Raw genomic sequence first — 1,902 nt, 5'->3', positions numbered from 1 at the left:
CCGGCGAGGTGCCGCGCCAGCGTTTCGGCGGCCGCGTCCTCGCCGACGTCGCCGGGTTCGAGGGCGACGGCGACGAGGTCGCGCACGCCCTCGGCTTCGAGCCCGGCCACGGTCTCGGCCAGGATCGTCCGGCCCTTGCGCAGGGTCGCGCCGCCGGCCTTGATGGTGTGGGCCGCGATCAGGCCGAGGGCCGCTTCGACCGGAACCGGCCCGAACTTCACGAGGCCGCCTCGCGCGGCGCCCGCCGCAGGGCGGCGACCACCTGGGCCAACACCGAAAGCGCGATCTCGGCCGGGCTCACGGCACCGATGGCAAGCCCGATCGGCGCGCGGATGCGCGCCATCTGCGCCTCGGAGAAGCCGGCCTCGATCAACCGCACCGCCCGCGCCGCGTGGGTTTTCCGCGAGCCCAGGGCCCCGATGTAGAAGCATTCGGCAGACAGCGCCGCCTTGAGCGCCGGATCGTCGATCTTCGGATCGTGGGTGAGCGCGGCGAGCGCGCAGTAGCGGTCGAGCGGCGGCACCGCGCCGCCGAACGCTGCCTCAGGCCAATCCGCGACCAGTTCGACCCCGGGAAAGCGCTCCGGGCTGGCGAATGCGGTGCGCGGGTCGATCACCGTCACCGCGAGGTCGAGGGCGGCGGCCATCGGCACAAGCGCCTGGGTGATGTGCACCGCGCCGACCACGACGAGGCGGACCGGCGGCACCTGCACCGTGAGGAACAGCGTGCGGCCGCCGGCCTCGATCAGGCCGCTGCGGCCGGCGGCGAGGTGACGGCCGAGGGGTTCGGCGAGGGCGTCGCCGGCGATGTCGGCTTCCCGCACCAGGCGCTGCGTGCCGTCCGCGATATCGGTGACGAGGATCGCGGCGCGGCGTCCGGCGCGCTCGGCGTTCAAGCCTTCCAGGATGTCGGCGCGCATGGTCAGTCGATCCGCTCGACGAAGATGCGGATACGACCGCCGCAGGAGAGCCCGACCCGCCACGCGGTCTCGTCGGCGACGCCGAACTCGATCACCCGCGGCTTGCCGTCGGCGATCGCGTCGGCGGCTTCGGTGATCACCGCGCCCTCGACGCAGCCGCCGGAGACCGAGCCGAGGAAGTTGCCGTCTTCGTCGACGACGAGGTGGCTGCCGACCGGGCGCGGAGCCGAGCCCCAGGTCTCGATCACGGTGGCGAGCGCCACCGCGCAGCCGTCGCGGCGCCAGGCCGCGGCGGTGTTGAGGATGTCGGATTCGGTCGAGATCATCGGCGTGCCTCGGCAAGGCCGCGCGTCGGCCCGTGGGTGCGAGAGCCCGATCCGCGGGCCGCACGGTTCAGGTATGGCATCGCGGGCCGGGCGCAAGGCGCCGGCGACGGCGCCGTCGCGCGGAGTGAGGGACGGCGCGAGCCTCAGCGCCCGCTGCGCCGGGTCGCCACGGTGGCCAGCGCCGCGAGGTCCTTGTCGCCGTCGCCATGCGCGATCGCGTCGATCAGGTTGTCGCGCAGCACCCCGGCGAACGGCATCGGCACGTTCGCCGCCTCCGCCGCGCGGAGGACGAGGCCGATATCCTTGGCGCCGAGCCTGAGCCCGAAGCCCGGCGGCTCGTAGCGGCTCGCCGAGATGGAGGCGCCGTAGCCCTTGTAGACCGGTGAGGCGAACAGCGTGCCGGTGAGCATCGTCAGCAGGTCGGCGGCCGGCACGCCGTGCCCCTCGGCGAAGGCGGCGGCCTCGCCCATCGCCTCGATGGCGGAGACCAGCATGAAGTTGCCGGCGAGCTTCACGGCGTTGGCCTGATGCGGCTCGGTGCCGAAACGCCACGTCTTCGTGCCCATCGCGTCGAGGAGCGGACCCGCGCGCTCGATCGCCGCGGCATCGCCTGCTGCGACGATGTTGAGCGCGCCGGCCGCGGCCGGCGCGCTCAAC

General features: G+C 74.0%; 3 protein-coding genes and 1 pseudogene. All 4 read right to left on the bottom strand.

Going from position 1 to position 1,902, the window contains the following annotated elements:
• A pseudogene (locus FV222_RS24570) lies at positions 1-221 on the bottom strand (molybdopterin-binding protein); the annotation flags it as partial.
• Positions 218-919 carry an XdhC family protein gene (locus FV222_RS24565; RefSeq protein WP_147761395.1) on the bottom strand — a complete coding sequence of 234 codons (702 nt, stop codon included), beginning with the start codon at positions 917-919 and terminating at the stop codon, positions 218-220. The pseudogene FV222_RS24570 and the gene FV222_RS24565, both read right to left, overlap by 4 nt.
• Before the next feature lie 2 nt (positions 920-921).
• A complete protein-coding gene (locus tag FV222_RS24560) occupies positions 922-1,245 on the bottom strand; it encodes an XdhC family protein (RefSeq protein WP_147815869.1) in 324 nt (107 codons plus the stop codon).
• A 143-nt stretch (positions 1,246-1,388) separates the two neighbouring features.
• Positions 1,389-1,902 (bottom strand): NAD-binding protein (locus tag FV222_RS24555; RefSeq protein ID WP_147815868.1); only part of this gene is annotated, 514 nt, incomplete at its 5' end.

Source organism: Methylobacterium sp. WL103, from assembly GCF_008039885.1.
GTDB classification, from domain to species: Bacteria; Pseudomonadota; Alphaproteobacteria; order Rhizobiales; family Beijerinckiaceae; genus Methylobacterium; species Methylobacterium cerastii.
Note: the sequence above shows the minus strand (reverse complement) of the source record. Positions and strands in the feature narration are given on the sequence as shown.